This is a genomic window from Acetobacter sp. DsW_063 (assembly GCF_002153745.1).
Classification (GTDB): domain Bacteria; phylum Pseudomonadota; class Alphaproteobacteria; order Acetobacterales; family Acetobacteraceae; genus Acetobacter.
Genome location: NZ_JOPL01000078.1, coordinates 1 through 21,091, shown reverse-complemented (window position 1 = coordinate 21,091; position 21,091 = coordinate 1). Strand labels below are relative to the sequence as shown.

15 protein-coding genes and 1 tRNA gene are annotated in these 21,091 nt (G+C 60.4%); 8 read left to right on the top strand and 8 right to left on the bottom strand.

The annotated features are described in order from the left end of the window. Positions 1-41: 41 nt before the first annotated feature. Entirely contained in the window at positions 42-761 is a 720-nt protein-coding gene (locus HK28_RS10575; protein WP_143217404.1) for a copper resistance protein B, read from the top strand. A 90-nt stretch (positions 762-851) separates the two neighbouring features. Here HK28_RS10575 and HK28_RS10570 read toward each other — a convergent pair whose 3' ends face one another. The 6 genes from HK28_RS10570 to zapE form a co-directional block, all read right to left on the bottom strand. Further along, positions 852-3,797: a TonB-dependent receptor domain-containing protein gene (locus tag HK28_RS10570; RefSeq protein WP_086644539.1), complete on the bottom strand. Its 2,946-nt coding sequence runs from the start codon at positions 3,795-3,797 to the stop codon at positions 852-854. Between the two features lie 347 nt (positions 3,798-4,144). Then, complete coding sequence (locus tag HK28_RS10565) at positions 4,145-5,104, bottom strand: L,D-transpeptidase (protein ID WP_086644538.1); 960 nt, start codon at positions 5,102-5,104, stop codon at positions 4,145-4,147. Between the two features lie 282 nt (positions 5,105-5,386). Next, entirely contained in the window at positions 5,387-7,120 is a 1,734-nt protein-coding gene (gene lpdA / locus HK28_RS10560) for a dihydrolipoyl dehydrogenase (RefSeq protein ID WP_086644543.1), read from the bottom strand. Positions 7,121-7,285: 165 nt separating this feature from the next. Further along, a complete protein-coding gene (odhB, locus tag HK28_RS10555; protein ID WP_086644537.1) occupies positions 7,286-8,518 on the bottom strand; it encodes a 2-oxoglutarate dehydrogenase complex dihydrolipoyllysine-residue succinyltransferase in 1,233 nt (410 codons plus the stop codon). Between the two features lie 203 nt (positions 8,519-8,721). Continuing rightward, positions 8,722-11,589: a 2-oxoglutarate dehydrogenase E1 component gene (locus HK28_RS10550; protein ID WP_086644536.1), complete on the bottom strand. Its 2,868-nt coding sequence runs from the start codon at positions 11,587-11,589 to the stop codon at positions 8,722-8,724. Between the two features lie 322 nt (positions 11,590-11,911). Further along, positions 11,912-13,144, bottom strand: a complete 1,233-nt coding sequence (zapE, locus tag HK28_RS10545; protein ID WP_086644542.1) for a cell division protein ZapE — start codon at positions 13,142-13,144, stop codon at positions 11,912-11,914. Between the two features lie 183 nt (positions 13,145-13,327). Here zapE and HK28_RS10540 point away from each other — a divergent pair, with 183 nt between their 5' ends. The 6 genes from HK28_RS10540 to HK28_RS10515 all read left to right on the top strand — a co-directional run bounded on the left by HK28_RS10540 (position 13,328) and on the right by HK28_RS10515 (position 19,163). Next, the gene (locus HK28_RS10540) at positions 13,328-13,681 is read left to right on the top strand and encodes a carboxymuconolactone decarboxylase family protein (RefSeq protein ID WP_026397008.1); all 354 of its coding nucleotides are present in this window, start codon (positions 13,328-13,330) and stop codon (positions 13,679-13,681) included. A gap of 493 nt (positions 13,682-14,174) precedes the next feature. Next, positions 14,175-14,810, top strand: a complete 636-nt coding sequence (gene queE, locus HK28_RS10535) for a 7-carboxy-7-deazaguanine synthase (protein WP_086644535.1) — start codon at positions 14,175-14,177, stop codon at positions 14,808-14,810. Continuing rightward, positions 14,811-15,617 (top strand): 7-cyano-7-deazaguanine synthase QueC, encoded by an 807-nt coding sequence (gene queC, locus HK28_RS10530; RefSeq protein WP_086644534.1) that lies wholly within the window; start codon positions 14,811-14,813, stop codon positions 15,615-15,617. It begins immediately after the preceding gene. Then, on the top strand, positions 15,610-16,149 hold the full coding sequence (locus HK28_RS10525) for a 6-carboxytetrahydropterin synthase (protein WP_086644533.1): 540 nt from the start codon (positions 15,610-15,612) through the stop codon (positions 16,147-16,149). Before queC ends, HK28_RS10525 begins: the two co-directional genes overlap by 8 nt. Positions 16,150-16,432: 283 nt before the next feature. Further along, positions 16,433-18,163 (top strand): D-lactate dehydrogenase, encoded by a 1,731-nt coding sequence (gene dld / locus HK28_RS10520; RefSeq protein ID WP_086644541.1) that lies wholly within the window; start codon positions 16,433-16,435, stop codon positions 18,161-18,163. A 196-nt stretch (positions 18,164-18,359) separates the two neighbouring features. After that, entirely contained in the window at positions 18,360-19,163 is an 804-nt protein-coding gene (locus HK28_RS10515) for a sulfotransferase family 2 domain-containing protein (protein ID WP_086644532.1), read from the top strand. Between the two features lie 188 nt (positions 19,164-19,351). Here the strand turns inward: HK28_RS10515 and HK28_RS10510 are convergent, their stop codons facing one another. Then, the gene (locus HK28_RS10510; protein ID WP_086644531.1) at positions 19,352-20,311 is read right to left on the bottom strand and encodes a glycosyltransferase family 2 protein; all 960 of its coding nucleotides are present in this window, start codon (positions 20,309-20,311) and stop codon (positions 19,352-19,354) included. Between the two features lie 3 nt (positions 20,312-20,314). After that, complete coding sequence (locus HK28_RS10505) at positions 20,315-20,644, bottom strand: YggT family protein (protein WP_307188540.1); 330 nt, start codon at positions 20,642-20,644, stop codon at positions 20,315-20,317. 161 nt (positions 20,645-20,805) lie between these two features. On the opposite strand from HK28_RS10505, the gene HK28_RS10500 reads away from it, so the two are divergent. Next, positions 20,806-20,881 (top strand) — tRNA-Ala (locus HK28_RS10500). The last annotated feature ends 210 nt before the right edge of the window (positions 20,882-21,091 follow it).

Genomic DNA, 21,091 nt, shown 5'->3' with positions numbered 1-21,091 from the left:
GCGGCATGAGCGGCATGAGCGGCATGAGCGGCATGAGCGGCATGAGCGTGCGATCGCCGGGTCGGACTGCCCCTGCAAGCATCGCCAACACGCCGGTCCATTACATCAACGGCGTCATGCCGGTCATGGATCAGAACCGCTATTTCCATGGCCTGCTTGATGAATTCGAAGCCCGTTATAGTGGCCGCGGCGGCGAGTTCCGTTATGACGCGCAGTCCTGGTACGGCAGCGATTACGACAAGCTCTGGCTAAAATCCGAGGGAATGGTCGGGACGAACGGACGCTTCGGCGATGGCGATCATGAGGCGCTCTACGATCACGCGATTTCCCGGTACTTCGACCTGCAGACTGGAGTGCGCGTCGATATCGACAGCGGCCCCACACGCGTCTGGGGCGCAGTCGGCGTGCAAGGGTTGGCTCTCTATTTCTTCGATCTGGAGGCGACAGCCTATTTCAGTGATCGCGGCGCAGCCGCCCGGCTTCAGGGGTCCTACGATATCCTGCTGACCAACCGTCTGATCCTGCAACCTCAGGCGGAGCTGAATTTCTACAGTGAGTCAGATCGCGCGCGAGGCGTTGGAACCGGTCTGTCGGACATCGATGCCGGGCTACGCCTGCGCTACGAATGGCGCAGAAAGTTCGCGCCCTATATCGGCGTGACCTATTCCGGTGTTTTTGGACAGGCTGCAGCGATGGCGCGTTCGGGAGACACCACGGTTCACAATGTTAACTTCACATTCGGTGTCCGCACGTGGTTTTGACAAAAAATAAATACGAGCATTTAAACTTATTATTCGAAATTTTCTAAAATACCCCTGTCCGCAATTAACTACGGACAGGGGCAACTGACCTCAGAAGTTCATGCCAGCCTGCAGGAAGAAGTAACGGCCGTTGTAATAACTGCCATACATGCCGCCGTCGCTGTTGTCAGTCGCGCTGGCCACAAACGGGGGCTTCTTGTTGGCGATGTTCTGAATGCCGCCTGTAAACGCCCATCTGTGGAAATTATACGTCATGCTCAGATCCTGCAAATACATGCCGGGTGTTTTGATGCGCTGCGTCCCAACAGATTGCAGATTGGCGGTACCGTTGTTCCAGCGCATGCCACTGATGTAATTGACCATATAGCTCACGGACAATGGTCCATGCTGCCAGGACAATGTCAGGTAATCACGCGTGATGGGCACGCCTGACGTCTCACCAGCCGTATTTTGATACAGCAGAGAACCCATATAGTTATACCACTGGCCGCCAGCCGTATTTTGCTGCTTGTATGACAGCAGGCGCTGGAAGTTGTTTTCGATGGAAAACACATCGCGCGTGGTGACCATGAGGTGATAACTCAGATCCCAGTCAATGCCGCTGGTGATCATGTTCCCCAGATTTTCGTCAATGGCGTTGACGTTGGTGAGCTGACCGCCGGAATTACGTGTAATGTACGAACACTGACCTGAGTCGGCGCCGGTATAGCACGAGTCCAGAATGTATTGCGTTCCCAAGCTGTTGATCATGTGCTGCAGCGTGTAGTGCCAGAATTCGACCGACGTGGAGAACCCCTTGATCCAGCGGGGCGTCAGGACAGCTCCGAACGTGTAGGTACGACCGGTTTCCGGTTGCAGCTTTGTGTTACCACCTGTTGTTGTGGCAACCTGTCCGCCTCCAGCCTGAGTAAACGTCGAGGTGTTTTTGACGCCGTATTTGTGGCAGCTTGCCTCAACTGCGCCGGAAAGCGTGCCATAGGACGAAACCTGTGCGCATGGATCCGTTGCGGTTTCATAGCTGAGAGCCTGACCGCCATACATTTCATACACATTCGGTTGACGGAAAGACGTTCCCAAGGTGGCCCGGAAGCTGATGTCCTGAGTCGGCGCCCAGTTGATCGACGCTTTCCAGTTTTTGGTGCTGCCGAATGTGCTGTAGGATGAGTAACGGCCCTGCGCGTCAATCGTCAGATCACGCGCAAGAAACGCGTTGCGCAGTAATTCAAGTCGACCTTCAAGGTACCCTTCCGTCACATTGAACCCACCGGACGTAATCCCCTGAGTGTTAGTCAAAGTATTACCGGAAACAACGTTCGGGTCCGGGGTATAGTTCAGGGACTCGCCACGGTGTTCCATGCCGAGAGCAAGGCCGAACGAACCGCCGTTTTTCCAGGGCATTTTCGCGACGTGGTTGTTGTTGATGCGCAGGTTCAGGTCGCGAAGCTGGTAGAGAGAATGATTGATGGTCGTGTAATTGGAATACGCGGCGCCCTCTTTAGACAGCGTAGAGAACGCGCTGGACTGTTGGCAGCCAGCGCTACCGGCGCAACTGTTGGGGTTGTAGGTGAACGTCGTGCTCGGGTCCTGGAGATTTCCAAGGTTACTAGGCTCAAGCCCCCACTCCTGAAGAAGCTTCAGGTAGTTGCCTGCACCTTCCATCTGGTCCGTCTCGCGGCTCATGCCGTAAGTGTAGGATACGTCGTATTTCCAGTCTCCGACGATATCACCTTTGAGACCAGCCATGCTTGTCCAGGTGTCCAGCGCCGTTTCGGAGCGACGATTTCCCCACTCCATCATACGCTTGTAGACCTGCAACGCTTCTCCGGTCGTGTTGCCCGGATAGTCAGCAGGGAGGAGGATTGTCGTGGGGCTGCCTGCGACAGGCTCCGGCGCCATATAGTAGTTCGATGTCTTATGAGAGTACCGAGAATTCATATAAAAGTCGAAATGATGATTCAGGGCGTAATGTGCATCGACCGACATCGTCGAGTTTTGCAGAGCGTTTTCCAGAGACTGCGCCTGTCCGTACTGGTAGCGCTGACCGTTATAGTCGGTCACACCATTGGAGCCGTTGCCGGAGTATGCGTTGCCCGACGTGTTACCGTAAAACAGGCCATTTCCCGTGATGCTTGAACCATGCAACACATCTGAAGACGCTGTCGGATTATTGGTCTGTGCGTTTTCAGCCCATGAACGATTGCGCTGCAGAACGCCGCCCTGAGTCATATAAGACCCGAAAACGGTAATATTTCCCTTATCGTGATCGAAGTTCCAGCCTTTGTAACCGGAAATCTGACCCGTAAGGTTGTCGCCCTGCCCGGTCACACCGCCTTTGATGGTGATGTTGCCACTCGTCAGGTCGTGGCGAAGTTTGATATTGATAACGCCAGAGACAGCGTCTGCGCCGTAAAGTTCGGAGCCGCCGTCTTTCAGGATTTCGATGCTGGCGATTTGCTGAACAGGAATGGTGTTCAGGTCGACGCAAGCCGACGCGCCATTCAGGGACGTGCGCTTTCCATCGATCAACACCAGCACACGGCTTTGGCCCAGATTACGGATGTCGGTGCATGATGCGCCCCCGCCCCCGTTGGTCTGCGAGTTGGTGGTTCCCGAAGATCCAATCGACGGCAGGCGTTGCAGGAAGTCCCCAAGATTCGTCATGCCAGTTGCATTGATCTGCTTGGCAGTTACGATCTGGACAGGATTTGCGTTGTGATTTGCCGATGTGCTCAAGGCGGAACCGGTAACAACGACGCTTTCGTTGGTATTGCTTTCAATCGACGGCAATACGGTGGGCGCAACAGTTCCTAGTCTAGCCTGAGAATACTGATGCGACGCAGGAGCGTTTATCTTCGCAGGAGCACTTTGAACCTTTGATGTGGGCGCAGGATTTGCCCTTTTCTTCGTAATCCTGTGTGACTTTCCAGATTGTGTCTGGGTCGACGATGCGGCGGCGGCAATTTCGCTTTGTACACAAAAACTTCCCGTCGCCAGAAAAGAAAAACATAGAAATATAGCTTTTCTTTGGTGTGTCATATTTTTCGCCATGTATCGGGTTCATCACTAAGCGCAACATGTTTTTGTTGAACTCGTGTGTCCACGGCGAATTCAAAATTCGCTTCCCAATTGCCACAGCCTGTTGCGAAATTAACACTAAATTAATATGATTATTACCAGTTAACGTCAGATTGTAATTTCTTGTATCGTTTATTTATTTTATATTTGTAACATAGCAAAATCGAAACATGATGATTTGGACTCAAAATATCTTTTCAGAATCCACGCCAACCCGAAAAGCTGTTTCTTTTTTTGTACGACGCGGCAGGTTGTATATTACCACCTGCCGCGCTAGCCGGACGGGCGATCAACCCCTTCGCGTCACGTTATGATCGGCTCGCAGGCGCGACGCTGTCCCCGGAATCGAACACCAGCATAACCTCTCCCGCGATCGGAGATGGCGTGCGGTCTTTTCTCAACAGCGCACGAAACCTGCCGTCATAGCTCGCGGCCTGCTCGTACTGGACGTCCAGCAACCCATGCCTGTCGAGAAACACATTGAACGCCGCAGGAACGCGCACGCATCCCTCTGAACCAGTATGACCCAGCCGTCGTTCAAGGAAATCGGGGTCCGTAGCATGCATCTCCAGACGGATGTCGCCGGTCTCGCCATCGGTTCGCCAGCCCTTGACCGCGTTCCGCCAACCGAAATCCCAGACCCGCATTCCTTTCGCGCCAATGCCACGAATACCGTTTTCGTTCTTGGTGCCCTCTGCGCGATAACCCAGCCGGTCGGTTGTGTTGTCGAACACGCCTGTCGGCGTGATGTAGTAGTATTTGCGTCCCTTGGTCCCGGTCGAAACCTTGACGCCGCCGATCACCTCCCAGTCGTCGGAGTCCGGCAATGCGAGCACCAGAGCGAGCCTTTGCACGGCCGGATTGCGGTCCACGACGACCAGAACCTGCGCGCGCGTGATCCGGTAGCCTCCCTGCTCGACGCCATTTCTGGCGGCGGCCACCCAGCGGGCGCGCTGTTGGGCGGTGAATGATTGCAAATTCGGCACTTCCCGCTTCAGCGCCGCCTGCAATTTGCCCGCCTCCTGCCGGGCGGCTGCATCGTCAAGCGCAGGCAGTGGAGGAATTTCAACAGCGGGGGCGAGATTTACAACCGGGTCGGACGACGTCGCGGGCGCCGGAATCGCCGCCGTAGACGGGGTCACGCCTGATGCGCCTGCGGTCGGTGCGGATGGTTGCTCCAGGCCGCCAGGCGCGGGTTGCGCGGCAAGTGCTGGCGTGGACATCAAGAGCACAGCCGCAATGGACGTCGCGATCAGTACGGAGTTCATCGATGGCGCCGATCCCGCCCTAGGCCATGCTTTTACGCTGCGCTTCAACGCCAATCCCCCCCGATACGTCCCAAGCCAGTAAAGCGTATGTCACCGCGAAGACAATAGCCAGAAAATCGCCTTTTTTATCAGGAGCGAACGGGTATTGACGAGCAGTCCGCCGTGTCCCCGCTCTGACTGCACGTCACAGGCAGCGCCAGATACAAAAAACGCGCGACCAGCATTGCCGGTCGCGCGCTTCAAGCGGCAGGGGGCTGCCCCTGCCGCGTCTCTCTCTGTGGCTTAGATATTCAGAGACATGCCGTTGACGCCAAGCGCCGCTTCCTTGACCGCTTCGCTCAGCGTTGGATGCGCATGGCAAACACGGCCGATATCTTCGGAAGACGCCCCGAACTCAATCGCCATGGTGCATTCGGCGATCAGCTCTCCCGCGCCCGGGCCAAGGATGTGGACGCCCAGAACCCGATCGGTCGTCGCATCGGCAATGACTTTCACGAACCCGTCCGTCGTGCCCAACGCGCGCGCACGACCGTTGGCCATGAACGGGAACTTGCCGACCTTGTAGGAGACGCCCTTTTCCTTGAGCTGCTCCTCGGTGAAGCCCACCGTGGCCAGTTCCGGCCATGTGTAGACGACGCCCGGAATGGCGTCATAATTCACATGCCCCGCTTGCCCGGCGAGGATTTCGGCGAGGGCCACGCCCTCCTCCTCCGCCTTGTGCGCCAGCATCGGTCCCTTGATGACGTCGCCGATGGCGTACACGCCCGGAACGTTGGTGGCGAAATGCTCGTCCACCTCGACCCGCCCACGGTTGTCCACCGCGATCCCGGCTTCTTCCAGACCAAGATTCTTGCTGGCCGCGGTGCGCCCGATGGCGAGCAGAACGACGTCCGCCTCCAGCGTCTGCGCGTCGCCGCCCTTGGAGGCCTCGACCGTCAGGGTCACGCCCTTCGCGGTCTTCTCGGCCTTCGTCACCTTATGACCGAGCTTCATCTTCAGACCCTGCTTGGTCAGGATCTTGCGGAACGCGGCCTCGACCTCGTTATCCGTGCCTGGAACCAGACGGTCGAGGAACTCGACGACCGTCACTTCCGCGCCCAGACGCTGCCACACGCTGCCCAGTTCCAGACCGATGACGCCGCCGCCAATCACGACCAGACGCTTCGGCACAGCCGAAAGCTCAAGCGCGCCAGTGGACGTGACGATCACCTTCTCATCGACGTCAACGCCTTTCAGGCCAGCGCTGTCACTGCCCGCAGCGATGACGATGTGCTTCGCCGTAACCGGCTTGCCCGCAACCGTCAGACGCCCGGTTCCCTGAACCTTCCCCTCGCCCTTCAGCCAGGTGATCCCGTTCTTCTTGAACAGGTATTCGACGCCCTTCACGTTGGCTTCGACGATCCCGGCCTTACGCTTCTGCATCTGCGCGAGGTTGAGCTTCACGCTGGCGATATCCACGCCGTGAGCGGCGAAGTCATGCGCAGCGGCATGAAAGTTCTCGGACGAATGCAGCAGCGCCTTCGACGGAATGCACCCGACGTTCAGGCAGGTGCCGCCAAGGGTCGCACGCTTCTCGACGCACGCAACCTTGAAGCCCAGCTGCGCCGCACGAATGGCGCACACATAACCGCCCGGACCGGCGCCAATCACCACGACGTCGTAATCGGTCTCGGCCGGAGCTTCCGCCGCCGCCTTAGCGGGCGCAGGCGCTGCCGTCTTCGCAGGGGCGGGCGCCGCCTTCTCCTCAGGCTTCGCTGCAGGCTTGGCCGCCGCCTTGCCACCCTCGGCCAGAAGCGCCAGCACCGCGCCGACCTCGACCTCGTCGCCTTCCTTGACAACGTGGCTCTCAAGCACGCCAGCCGCAGGAGCCGGAACCTCGACGCTCACCTTGTCGGTCTCCAGCTCCACGATCGGATCGTCCACCGCCACAGCGTCGCCCGGCTTCTTGAGCCATTTACCGACCGTTGCGGAGGAGACGCTCTCGCCCAGCGCCGGAACCTTGATCTCGATAGCCATATTTTCCCGTCCCGATTGAAGCCGATGAACGTCGAGCATACCGCCCGTCACGTTGATCGCCCTTGTGCGCCTCCCTGCAGGAAGGCCACCGCGTTTCCCATGCGAAACGCCGTTAAATCGTCACGCGCCCCGCGCCACATATATGGCGCGGGGCGCGACGGATTATCAGAGGCCGAGCAGAAGGCTGCGCGGGTCCTCGACATACTTCTTCACGCTGACAAGGAAGCTCACCGCCTCCTTGCCGTCCACGATGCGGTGATCATAGGACAGCGCAACATACATGATCGGCCGGATCTCGACCTTGCCGTTCACCGCGACCGGGCGGTCGACGATGTTGTGCATGCCCAGAATGCCGGACTGCGGGGCGTTCAGGATCGGCGTCGAAAGCATCGAGCCATAGATGCCGCCATTGGTGATCGAGAACGTGCCGCCAGCCAGATCGTCGATCTTGAGCGTGCCTTCCCGCGCCGCCTTGCCGAAGCCCGCGATGCGCTTCTCGATCTCCGCGTGGCCAAGGTTTTCCGCGTCGCGCAGCACCGGCACGACAAGGCCGTTCGGGCCGCCAACCGCGATGCCCAGGTTGATGAAGTTGCGGTAGATGACGTCTTCGCCGTCAATCTCGGCGTTGATCGCCGGGAACTCCTGCAACGCCGCGATGACCGCCTTCGAGAAGATCGACATGAAGCCCAGCTTCACGCCGTATTTTTTGACGAAGCTGTCCTGAAACTCGACGCGCATCTCCTTGGCGGCGGTCATGTCGATTTCGTTGAACGTCGTCAGCATCGCCGCGGTGTTCTGCGCGTCCTTCAGGCGGCGCGCGATCGTGCGGCGCAGGCGCGTCATCTTCACGCGCTCTTCACGCGGATCGTCCTGACGCGGGGCCTTCGGGGCGGCCGCAGGCGCACTGGCGGCAGGCTGCGACACGAACGCCAGAACGTCGCCCTTCGTGATGCGACCATCCTTGCCCGTGCCCGCGCCGACCTGCTCGGCTGATACACCTTTTTCGGCCATCAGCTTGCGCGCCGCCGGAAGAGCTGCTGCGGCGTCAACCGGAGCAGATTTCACGGCTGGAGCCGCAGCCGCCTTGGCGACAGGAGCGGGAGTCTTCGGGGCCGCTTCCTTCGGGGCCTCGGCCTTGGCGGGAGCCGCCGAGGCCTTGCCGCTCGGGTCCAGCGTGATCAGCAGGGCGCCGACTTCGACCTCGTCGCCCTCATTCGCCGCGGGCGTCCCAAGCACGCCAGCCTGCGGCGCCGACACTTCGACGCTCACCTTGTCGGTCTCCAGCTCCACGAGCGCTTCATCAGCGGCAACCGCCTCGCCAGCTTTCTTCAGCCACTTGCCGACCGTCGCCGTGGTGACGCTCTCGCCCAGTGCCGGCACCTTGATCTCGACAGACATCTCGCTTCCCACTTCCTTTTTATCCCACGCGCCTGCGACGCTTCAACCAAGCGCCACAGTCACGCTACGACCGGCGACATACACCGCCGGAGCATCTCTGGACGCCGCCTGTCCTCCCGTTCGCAAAATTACGAAAGGGCGACCTGCAAGACGGCGTGTTGAGCGGTCACGCCACCGGGCGCGGCCGCTCCAAACTCCCGACGTCAGCCCAGACCGAGCGCCGACTTGACCAGTGCAGCCTGCTCCGCCGCGTGAATTCTGGCCAGACCTGTCGCAGGACTCGCCGCCGCCGCGCGGCCGACGTAGGCCGGACGCGTGACCTTGTGCCCGGCGACGCCAAGAGCGCCTTCGATCAGGCGATCGACAAAATGCCAACCGCCGCCATTTCGGGTTTCTTCCTGACACCACACGATATCGGTGGCGTTCGGATATTTCTTGAACTCGTCAGCCAGTTCCGCTTCCGGGAACGGGTAGATCTGCTCGAGGCGCAGGATCGCCGTAGTATCGAGCTTCTGGTCGCGCCGCTCCTGCAGCAGGTCGTAATAAACCTTGCCCGAGCAGATCACGATACGCTTGACCTTGTCCGCCGCCAGATCGTCGACCTCACCGATGACCGGCTTGAACGACGTGCCCGTCTCGAATTCCGCCAGTTCCGACACCGCGAGCTTGTGACGCAACAGCGACTTCGGCTCCATCAGGATCAGCGGCTTGCGATACGGCAGTTTCAGCTGACGACGCAGTGCATGGAAGTAGTTCGCCGGCGTGGTGATGTTGCAGACAAACATGTTGTCTTCGGCGCAGAGCTGCAGATAGCGCTCAAGGCGGGCGGACGAATGCTCAGGACCCTGCCCTTCGTAACCATGCGGCAGCAGCAGCACCAGACCGGACATACGCAGCCATTTCGTCTCGCCCGAGGCGATGAACTGGTCCACGATCACCTGTGCGCCGTTGGCGAAGTCGCCGAACTGCGCCTCCCACAGCACCAGATTGTTCGGGTTGTGCATGGTGTAGCCGTATTCGAAGCCGAGCACGGCGAATTCGGACAGATGCGAGTTGTAGATATCGATTTTCGCCTGCCCGTCCTCAATGTGATTGAGGAAGGTGTAATCGCCCTGCGTCGTCTGGTCCTTGACCGTCGCATGACGCTGGCTGAACGTGCCGCGCTGCACGTCCTCGCCCGACAGACGAACGCGGTGCTTCTCGATCAGCAGCGAGCCAAAGCCGAGAGCCTCGCCCGTCGCCCAGTCGATGCCTTCGCCTGTCTCGATAGCCTTGGCCTTGGCCTTGAGCTGACGCGCGATCTTGCCGTTCAGGTCGAAGCCTTCCGGCGCAGTGCTGATCGCCGCACCGATTTTCGCGAGCACGTCCTTTGACACGCCCGTCGCAACCTTCGGGTATTCACCCTCCTTCGGTGCCTGCAGGTCGGACCAGGCGCCTTCCAGCCAATCAGCCTTGTTCACCTTGTAGGACTGGGCTGCGGTGTATTCGGCGTCGAGGCGCGCATGGAACGCGTCCCACTGGCTCTTCGCTTCTTCCTCGGTCACGACACCAGCTTTAATCAGATGTGCGGCGTAGAGCGTATGCGGCGTCTCATGCGTGGCGATCGCCTTGTACATGATGGGCTGCGTGAAGGCGGGTTCATCCGTCTCGTTATGACCGTTGCGGCGATAGCAGACGATGTCGAGGATGATGTCGCTGGCGAATTTCTGACGATAATCAGCGGCCAGACGGGACGCGTAAACGACCGCTTCCGGGTTGTCGCCGTTGATGTGCAGAACGGGCGCTTCGATGGCTTTCGCCATGTCGGAACCATAGACGCCGGAGTGTCCGTTCACCGGATTGGTGGTGAAACCGACCTGATTGTTGACGATGATATGCACCGAACCGCCGGTGCGGTAACCGACAAGCTGCGACATCGACAGGGTTTCGTACACCACGCCCTGACCGGCGAACGCTGCGTCGCCGTGAATCTGGATCGCCATGTGCGACAGACGTGTCTCTGTGTCGCCGTCATCGTCCTGCGCCGCGCGGATCTTGCCACAGACGACCGGATCGACAGCCTCAAGATGCGACGGGTTGGGCTGCAGCGAGATATGCACCGAACGCCCGGCGATCTCGACGTCCGTCGACGTTCCGAGGTGGTATTTCACGTCGCCCGAGCCCGCGACATTGTCTGGCTTGAAAGAACCACCGGCGAATTCGTTGAAGACCGCGACATACGGCTTGCGAACGACGTTCACCAGCGTGTTGAGGCGACCGCGATGAGCCATGCCGATAGCCACGGACTTCACGCCCTGCTGCGCCGCCTGATCGATGATCGCATGGAGGGACGGGATCGAGACTTCGCCGCCCTCAAGACCGAAACGCTTGCCGCCGACATAACGCTTCGCGCAGAAGGCCTCGTACCCTTCAGCTTCGGTCAGATGCTTGAGAATGGCTTTCTGTTCGGTGGCCGTAACGCCAGCCTGCCAGTTATCGCCCTCGATGCGCGCGCGGAACCACTCCCGCTGTTCCTCGCTACGGGCGTAGATGTATTCGGCGCCGATCGCCCCGCAATAAACGTCGCGCAACGCCGCCACAATTTCCTTGACCGTCGCCGTATCGCGCCCGGGAAGCAGCGGGGACAGCAGGGAACCGACATAAACCGGACGATCCAGATCCGCCGGGCCAAAGCCGTAAGTGGCCGGGTCCAGTTCGACGGCGGGCTTCGGAACCTTCAGACCGAGCGGATCGGTCTGCGCCTCCAGATGCCCGAATTCACGGAACGCGCGAACCAGCTGCGCAACGGCGAGGCTGTCAGAAGCAGCCAGACCGGCGCCCTTTCCAGCCGCGGGCTTGCCAGCCGGGACGGCCACAGGCTCTTCGCCCGTGATGATGGATTTGCGCGGAGCCCATGACGCGCCGGAGGCGTCCTGCAGGATCGAGGCCGCTTCGTCATCGAGAGAGCCGAAAAGGCTGGCGAAAGACGGATCGACGCTGGAGGGGTTTTCAGCCCACCGCGCGTACAGATCGGCCACGTAGGCGATGTTGCTGCCGCTTAGAGCGGCGGTAAGGAGATCGGCGCCCGCCATCTTCAGAACACTCCCATGTCTAGTCGCAATCCCGCGGACTCGGGCTCATGACCGCCGTCAGACGGTCGGCTGCAACTCCGACCTCCGGCGACCATGATCCGCAATGTTGAAAAACCGATGAGTCGGAAGGAAGCGTCAGACCCGACGACGCTGCGTCCCGTTACCAAAGACCCCGATACCCAAGGCTTAGTAGAGCCTGCACCCATATCCGGCGCGCCTCCGTCCCTCATCACCCGGTCAGTGACCTGTTTGCGCCCGACAAGGCGGGCGATGCAGGAATTTTGCTAGACCGCGCAGGGAAGACCGACAAGACCAGCGTCTGTCACGCTCTAGCGAGGCGGCCATGCGCGTCGCGCGCGCGGGTAAGCCAGCTCTCGCTGCCCATTTCCATCAGACGCGACGCCGTCCGGGCGAAGGCGTCCGATCCCTCCCCGTCCGGAAACAGCGCGTCAGGCTTCTCGTCAGCCGACACGAACAGCAGATTGCCGTTGTCGTACAAGGCGTCGATGAAGGTGATGAAGCGTCGCGCGACGTTATAGTCGTCTGGACCAAGCGACGGCATATCCTCCACCACGACCACCGGAAACTGCTTCGCAATGGCGAGGAAATCGTTCGGCCCCAGAGGGCGTCCACACAGAGATGTGAATTCGAAACGCGCAACCGGACCCTGCGCATGATCCACCGGCAGGTCTCGCCCGTTGAAATGCAGCGTCACCTTTTCAGGCGTATGCCCCTGACCATACCGCTCGACGATCTTGTCCAGCCTGCGACGCGCGGTCTCATCCGCAGGGACGATCCACGTCGTGTCGTCCTGTTCGCGCCCGCGACGATAGTCGTTCTGCGAGTCGAGTTCCGCAGTATCCAGCTCCGAACGGATAATGGCGATGAACGGCTTGAACGCGTCCGCCCCGGGGCGGTTCTGGAACAGATCGCCCGGCACTGTATTCGATGTCGCGACAATGATGACCTTCAGCTTGAACAGCGCCTGAAACAAGCGGCCCAGCAGCATCGCGTCGGCGATATCGTTGATCTGGAATTCGTCGAAGCACAGCAGCATCGCTTCATCCGCGATCGTCTTCGCAAGCGGCGGGATCGGGTCGGAAATGCCGGGGTTGGCCTGTTTCAGTTCTTTCAGCCTCTGGTGAACCTCACGCATGAAGCTCAGGAAGTGGATGCGCTGCTTCTTCTTCACCGGGACGCAGGAGAAGAAGAGATCCATCAGCATCGTCTTGCCGCGACCGACGCGACCGACGATGTACACGCCACGCGGCGGGGCGACCTCTTCCGCCTTCTGTCCCAGCGAGGGCAGGCGGCTGACGACGGCCGAGAGAAGCCCTTTCTTGCGGACTGGTTCCGCCGCCGGGGCAGGGTGATACCCCTTCAACTCGCTCCACAGGCGATCCAGACGCCGTGCAACGCGCTCCTGATCCGGATCGGGCTTGAGCTGCCCGCTTGTGACACGCTCCTTATACAGAGCAAACGGTCCCGCGCCCTGCGCCGCCGGGACGGATACGGACGCATGCGTGGATGCGCGCTCGGAAGAGGTGTCGTTCATGGCGTTCATCCTTTGCCGATAGCGAGCCGTAGCCGCGTCAGCAAGAACCTGCGCCTCCCGGAACCGTGTCGTGACACACTGCTCACGCTCTGGTGACTATGAAGCAGCGGATTCGATGCGCCCGGACGCTCACGGCGAGCCCTCTGGCCACCCGAATCCCTCAACAGCACAGGATGACGAAGAATGAGCGACTGGGCAGACTGGGGCGCACGGCGCGAACATCTGGGCAAGGCCATCGGCGGCTACGCTCAGCTTTCCCCCGCGACGGTTGAAAGCGTGCTGGCGCTGAACGCCGCCGGAGAAAAGACCAATCACCTCGACGCCAAGACCCGCGAGCTGATCGCGCTGGCTGTGGCGGCGACCACGCGTTGCGACGGCTGCATCACCATTCACGCTGCCGAGGCAGTGAAAGCGGGCGCCACGCGCGACGAAATCGGCGAGGCGCTGAGCGTCGCCATCGCGCTGAACGCGGGCGCGGCGTTGGTGTATTCGACGCGCGTGCTCGACGCTTTCGACGCGGTGAAGAAGGGCGAATAACGGCGCTTGTCCGGGGCGGCGAGAGTGTCGCCCTGGATAATGAAAAATCCATATTATTTCAGAATATTTCATTGTAAACAATAATGGGGAACGAGAACAACCCAGCATGGACCACGTCCGGCGTGCGTTTCCAAATAACGGAGCGGCGTCGATGGCCGGAGGCACAAAAAATACGCGATCTCCGAGGGAACGCCTCTCGTCGCAACAACACCTAAAGCAGCGCCTTTTGCATGTTAGGCGCAAGAATTCATCACCACCCTCGTGAACCGCGTGGCCAAACCGCCTACCTTACCGGAAAACACAAGCCTCAGCTTGATGCCAGCACACTCATCGTCACACCGTTTTGCGACGCGAACACCACCCTGACACAGCTGTCAGTTCATACTGAACGTCCAACGAACTACATAGCGCCGCGTACCGGACAAAGGCTCACTGCCGCTTCCACGCCACAATCCCCTTGCCTTCCGGCCGTTCATGCCCGACATCACCGCGCATGACATACGCAGTCAAAGAACTCTTCCACACGTTGCAGGGCGAAGGCGGCCAAACGGGCCGCAGCGCCGTGTTTTGCCGTTTCGCCGGGTGCAATCTCTGGACCGGACGGGAGACTGATCGTGCGACCGCCGTGTGCCAGTTCTGCGACACGGATTTCATCGGCACAGACGGCGATGGCGGCGGGAAATTCGAGAGCGCCGCATCGCTGGCCACAGCCATCGCCGCAGCCTGGCCCGCGCCGGGGCGAGATCGCCGTTTCGTCGTGTTCACCGGGGGGGAGCCCCTGCTGCAACTGGACGAGGCGCTGATCGACGCGGTCCACGCGGAGGGCTTCACCATCGCGGTTGAAAGCAATGGCACGCTCGCGGCGCCCGCCGGGGTCGACTGGCTGTGCGTCAGCCCGAAAGCGGGCTCCACCCTGGCGCAGAAGAGTGGGCAGGAACTGAAGCTGGTCTACCCGCAATCCGGATTCGATCCCGCCGACTTTCTGAAGCTCGACTTCGAGCAGTTCTGGCTGCAACCGATGGACGGCCCGCAGCAGGCCGCCAACATCGCCGCCGCAACGCGCTACTGCCTTGAGAACCCGCGCTGGCGTCTGTCCCTGCAGACCCACAAGATGATCGGAATTCCCTGAATGACGCGCGCAGCGACAACTGGCGCCACCACGAAGGGGGCGACCGGGGCCACGCCCGCCCCCGCAGGCGGTGCGCATGAAGCCGCCCGCAACAAGGGCGCTCTGGTCGTGTTTTCCGGTGGTCAGGATTCGGCGACCTGCCTCGCATGGGCGCTGGACCGGTTTGAGCGCGTGGAGACGCTCGGCTTTGACTACGGACAGCGTCATGTCGTGGAACTCGCCTGCCGCGACGCGCTGCGCGACGGCATGGGAGCGCTCGACCCCGTCTGGAAGGCGCGGCTGGGCGAAGACCATACGCTCAGCCTCGACGCGCTTGGGGCTGTGTCGGACACGGCGCTGACCCGCGAGACCGAGATCACGATGTCGGAAAGCGGCCTGCCAAGCACGTTCGTGCCGGGGCGAAACCTGATCTTCCTGACCTTCGCGGCTGCCCTCGCCTACCGCCGAGGTCTGCGCCACATCGTCACCGGCGTGTGCGAAACCGATTACTCCGGCTATCCCGACTGCCGCGACGACACGATCAAATCCCTTCAGGCGACGCTCAACCTCGGCATGGAGACGCGCTTCGTGCTGCACACCCCGCTGATGTGGATCGACAAGGCGCAGACCTGGGATCTCGCGCGCAGTCTGGGCGGGGATGCGCTGGTGGGCCTGATCAACCGTGACAGTCACAGCTGCTATCTCGGGCAACGCGGTGAGTTGCATCCATGGGGCTATGGCTGTGGCGAATGTCCCGCCTGCAAGCTGCGCCGCACCGGGTGGGAGCAGTATCAGACCCTGCGCGCAGAGAGCGTCGGCAATGTTTGACATGCTCTTCACCCGCCGGTTCTCGATGGGGCACCGGCTGATCCACGGCGCGAGCGAAAGCTGCGCCCTGCCGCATGGCCACAATGAATTCGTCACCGTTCGCCTTCAGCCGACCAACGACGGGCCGCTGGACGGCAAGGGCAACATGCCCGTGTCGTTTCAGCGAGCGAAGGGCGCATGGCACAAATTCATCGACGAACGGCTCGACCACGCGTTGCAACTGGCGGAGGATGACCCCCTTCTGGAGTGGTTCCGTGTCCATGAAACCGCGCGCGCGGCTCGGATCGTTGTGACGCCCGGCGACCCGACGACTGAACTTATGGCCTGCCTGATGATGGCCAAGCTGAACGCCATGCTGGCGGCGGACGGCGGCGTGCTGCGCTGCACCGCGATCACGTTGCAGGAGACGCCGACCAACACGGTGGAGTTCTCCGGCGATCCGCTCGCCATGCTGCCCGCCCCGCGACCCGCCGGGCAATGCTGGTGGCGAAGGGCCGATATGTCGATTTCGGACATCGCAACGGCCGTTTGACGCCCCGGCCTCGGCAATGCTGGCGTCCGACCGGCTGATTTCCAGCGCGCCCGGAGCGTGTCCGCTGAACGCCAGCCCGACACACATATCTCAGACAACCTCGACTGAGCCTGCTCGCCCTCGCAGACGATTTCGTCTGAACGAGATACGCTCTAGGTAAAGATCGAGGTCATGACCAACGCGCAGCCGACGGTGCGTCGTCGGCCCTCTGGCCGGTCGGAGCGACAGGTTGCGCCGGGCAGCCTCGCCACAGAGAAAGACGAAATCCGCCGTGTTGAAGTCCCTGCTGAAACGCCCCCGGAAAATTTCCAGCGCCGATCGTCCGTTCATCCAGACGCTTGAGCGGATCACCGGCGCAGAACACGTCCTGACCGATCCGGGCGCGACGGCGCAGTATCGGCGCGGGTATCGTTTTGGCGACGGCAAGGCGCTGGCGGTCGTGCGGCCCGGTTCCCTGCTGCAGCAATGGCGCGTGTTGCAGGCCTGCGTGGCCGCCGACAAGATCGTGTTGATGCAGGCGGCCAATACGGGGCTGACTGGCGGCTCAACGCCCGACGGCGACGACTACGACCGGGACATCGTCATCATCAGCGGCATGCGCATGAAAACGATCTCCGTGATCGGCGACGGCAGGCAGGTCGTGTGCCTACCCGGCGCCACGCTGGACCAGCTGGAGCGCACTTTGGCGCCGCTGGGGCGCGAGCCACATTCCGTCATCGGCTCTTCCTGCCTCGGCGCGGGCGTGTTCGGGGGCGTCAGCAACAACTCCGGCGGATCGCTTGTCCAACGCGGTCCGGTCTTCACCGAGATGTCGCTGTTCGCGCAAGTTGGAGAAGACGGGGCGCTGCGTCTGGTCAATCATCTGGGCGTGGACCTTGGTTCCACGCCCGAGGAAATCCTGACCAATGCGGATCATGGGCGCTTCCCCCCTGACGCCATCCGCTGGGATGCGGGCAAGGGGCATGACGACACCTACCGGGACCATGTACGCGACGTGGACGCCGACACGCCTGCGCGCTTCAACGCCGATCCGCGCCATCTGTTCGAGGGCGCTGGATGCGCAGGACGTGTCGCGCTTTTCGCTGTCCGGCTCGATACTTTTCCAGCCGACCGCAATCCCGCAGTGTTTTATATCGGCACAAACAGCGCGAACGAACTGGAGGACATTCGACGCCACATCCTGACGTCGTTCACGAAACTGCCAATCGCGGGCGAATATATGCACCGCGACGCCTTCAACATCGCCGAAACTTATGGAAAGGACACGTTCCTTATCATCCGCGCGATCGGCACTCGTCGCCTGCCCGCCATGTTCGCGTTGAAAAATCGCTTTGACAGGCTGGCTGAAAAACTCCCCTTCCTGCCTGCGCATTCAAGCGACAGACTTTTACAATGGGGAAGCTCCCTGTTTCCACAGCACCTGCCGCAACGCATGTTGGAATATCGCGACAGGTTCGAACATCATCTGATGCTGAAGGTCGAAGCCGGCCTCGCCGGCGAGACGGCGGCGTTTCTGCAAACATTCAAGACGGCGCACAGCATGGATTACTTCCAATGCACGCCCGATGAAGGATCAAAGGCGTTTCTGCATAGATTCGCCGCCGCCGGGGCGGCCATCCGCTATCGCAGCGTACACACCAGAACGGTCGAAGACATCGTGGCGCTGGACATAGCGCTGCGGCGCAACGACCGCGACTGGTTCGAGACGTTACCGGAGGAAATCGATAGATTTTTTATTTCCAAGCTCTATTACGGTCATTTTCTATGCCACGTCATGCATCAGGACTACATCGTCCGAAAAGGCAACGATTGCGTCGAGATTGAACATCGGATGTTGCCGCTGTACGACGCCCGCGGAGCCCGATATCCGGCCGAACACAATTACGGTCATCTGTACGAAGCCCCGCCGGAGCTCGCCTCACATTACCGAACGCTCGATCCGTGCAACTGCTTCAATCCCGGCCTTGGTAAGACCACCAAGGCCCGAAACTGGAAGGCCGAAAGCGCAGGCTAATAGCCTGTTCAGAGCTTGAGCGGCGCGCTGACCAAGACATATTTCGTCATCAAAGGGACGCGAAGAATTACGTTGTAGACGCTTTGCCGAGAGAACGGATGTTTAGAGTGCCTCGCAGTTAGCCACGCTTGTGGCGACCAGGCGCGCATCATCCTTGCGGGCTGCCGAAGAGGAGTCACGCGGCGTGCAACAGCGGATGCGGCTGAAACAAACGCTCTCCAGCGCAGGCAAGGCCGCGCTGGCGAAGTCCTTCAACGTCAGACTTTTTTCTGACATCCACGAGCGTGGAGCGGAGTTCGGAGCCCCTCTGCCGGACGGTCGCAAGCGTCGCGCCCGCCATGCCCTCATCGCGAACACTGGCGTGCTCTTCATCCATGTCCCGAAGAACGCCGGCACCTCCATCTGCCGCTCTCTTTACGGACAGGAAATGGAGCATCGCAGCATCCGCTATTTCGCCGCCCGGCAGCCTGAACTCGCGAAGCTTCCCAGCGTCGCCGTGGTACGCAATCCCGTCGACCGTTTTATCTCAGCCTTCCGGCACGCGCGCAGCGGCGGCGGACACGACCGCACCCTGGCGGACACGTTTACAGCGGAATATGCGGCGTTCCGCTCTCTCGACGACGCACTGGACCATGTCGAAGCGGCCAGGAACTGGTATCAGGTCGATCATATTTTCCGTCCGCAAAGCTGGTACGTCTGTAGCGCCGATGGACGCATCGCCGTGCAGCGCCTGTTCGATATGAGCAATATGAGCGCGTTGCGCTCTTTCCTGTTCCCCAATCGGCAGGAAGACATTCCTCGCGTGAACGCTTCGATCTCGCCTACCGTAACCGCGTCACCCGAACAGATTGAACGCATTCGCAGTATTTATTCTCAGGATTATGAGCTGCTGCGTAGCCCGGCCTATCGCCCCGCCCAAACCGCCTCAGCAAAGCAGATGCGCGGTCGTGCCCACACATCGCCTGCGTGGCCTGGGGACTTGTCGCCCGCCGCCACCTGACAACTCTGCACATGATAGTGCGGCGGACGTAGTTTTACGTAAGACTCACGACCCGCCGTATAGATAAAGCGGCGCGTTCCCAATGACGTACTTACGCCGCTCGCGATTGCCGACGCGTCTGCACGTCATCACCCGGGTGAACCGCCCACGTATGCCGGGCGCTCGCGCCCCGTCATCTTGGCCCGCAGTTACGCTGCAGGCTCGTCAGATGCGATCGGTCCTCTTTGTGCGAGATAGGAGAGGCGCTTCAGTTCCAGACGTCCGAGCGTGACACTGTCGAGGATCAGGCCGCAGACCAGCGACAAAGCCGCGAGAATCATAAAGCCGGTCGCGAGGACCGCCGTCGGCAGCCGGGCCACCATCGCCGTCTCCATGAACTCCACGACGACAGGAATGCCCAGAGCCAATCCGCACAGACACGCCAGCGCCGCCAGAACAGAAAAGAACATCAACGGCTTTTCCTGCTTCACCAACACGACGATGGTCCACAAGATGCGGAAACCGTCATGGTATGTGCGCAGTTTCGACACGGATCCTTCGGGACGCTCGATATATTTGGTCTGCAATTCGGAGATGGGCATCGCCAACTCAAGCGCGTGCACGGTGAGTTCAGTCTCGATCTCGAATCCACCCGAGAGCGCGGGGAAAGACTTCACGAAGCGTCTGGAGAACACACGATAGCCGGAAAGCATGTCCGACAGTCGTTTGCCGAAAATCGCGTTGACCAACCCGGTCAGAACCCGATTACCCAGTTGATGGCCCGGTCTATAGGCCGCAACGCGATCCGTTACACGGGCGCCGTTCACCATGTCGAGTTGCTCTCGCTGGGCGAGCTCGATCAGAGCGGGAGCGGCTGCGGCCTCGTACGTCGCGTCGCCATCGACCAGCACATAGAAATCGGCTTCGATATCGGCGAACATACGCCGCACCACGTTGCCTTTGCCCTGCAGCGGCTCGCTTCGCACAAGCGCTCCCGCCGTCCGGGCGACTTCCACGGTCCTGTCTGACGAGTTGTTGTCGTAGACATAGATCGCCGCGTCGGGCAGCGCCGCACGAAAATCTTTCACGACCAGGCTGATCGCCGCCTCTTCGTTATGGCAAGGAATCAGGACGGCGATCCGCGGAGCGGCTTCTATATTCGAAGGCATACTTCAGTAGAGTCCAGAAGATAGGGAACCGGTCACCAGCATTCGATATATGGCGACTACGGCGGGTCTGGCCAGATATTGCAGGCCAAGCAGCAACGCCAACGGCGCCAAATCCACGTTGCCAAAAGTCGGCAGCACCCGGCGAATGGGGTTTAGGGCGGGCTCCGTCAGGCGAGAAAGTATATTGCCTATCTGCCAGACGGCACGATTACGGCCGTCCAGAACCCCGAACGCGTAGAGCATGCTGAAAACGCAATAAGCAATAACGACCCACTGATACAGCTGGATAATCGTAAGAAGCAGCTCGAACACGCCGGTAAGCAAATTGGTCAACCCTTAGCCATTAAGCAGTCACGCCGCCTCAACGGGGGCGGCGTGACGACGGGCAACCCTATCGTCCCCACGTTCGCCAGACAATACGCACTGCGCGACGAAGGATGACAATACGACTTGACACCCCTCGCCCAAACGCTATGTATCGCCGCACACAAGGCGGGGCTGTAGCTCAGTTGGGAGAGCGCCTCGTTCGCAATGAGGAGGTCAGGGGTTCGATTCCCCTCAGCTCCACCAGCCGCCTTGAATTTTCTAAATAAAATCAATTAGCTAACCGACCTGTCTCGGGACTTCCCTATCATGTTGTCCATCTTAAAGATTGACATTGTGAAAGACAGCGTGACGCGTCTGGAGACGATTCTCTCGCCTAGACAGTCGTGCTAATCTTTCGAGGCATGTATCTAGGTTCAGGACCTATTAATGTATTGAATTGAGCGAGAGGTTGTG